Raw genomic sequence first — 517 nt, forward strand, 5'->3', positions numbered from 1 at the left:
AAGATAAGAGCTCATCAATAATGGCTTTTTCTGTCATCGGACGCTTGAAAGAGCGCTCATAGTGGTAGTTAGCGCTATTCACGTTGAAGTCATTTTTCAAAAGAAGCTTCCAATATCGTTTTAAGCGTCGATAGTTCACCTTGTCAGTCCCTTTAAACTGTTTCATCGTCTTTATCCGTAATTGATTGAAGGTACGATTAATCTGTTGGACGATATGAAAACGATCCGTTACGATTTGAGCATTTGGAAAGACATGCTTAATCAGTTGGGCATAAGGTGCATTCATGTCCATGACTAGATACTTGACCTTACATCGTATATGACGTGGATAGCGTAAAAAATGAGCCTTCAAATAGGAAAGCCGACGGCTTTCCAAGATACTGATGAGCCGTTTAGTATGACCATCCATGCAGATGAAGCTCATTGCATTACTACAAGAGTTCATTGAGCGAAACTCATCAATGCAAAGAACTGACGGTAAATAGTTAAAATTGGTCCTGAAGCTTTGCACGCAGTC

The 517-nt window shown here is 40.0% G+C and carries 1 protein-coding gene; it reads right to left on the reverse strand.

Going from position 1 to position 517, the window contains the following annotated elements:
• Positions 1-409, reverse strand: a 409-nt coding sequence (locus ACOMA8_RS14700) for a transposase (protein WP_421371708.1), incomplete at its 3' end; no start/stop codon positions are given.
• Positions 410-517 lie beyond the last annotated feature (108 nt).

Source organism: Enterococcus infantis (assembly GCF_049166715.1).
Classification (GTDB): domain Bacteria; phylum Bacillota; class Bacilli; order Lactobacillales; family Enterococcaceae; genus Enterococcus_C; species Enterococcus_C leclercqii.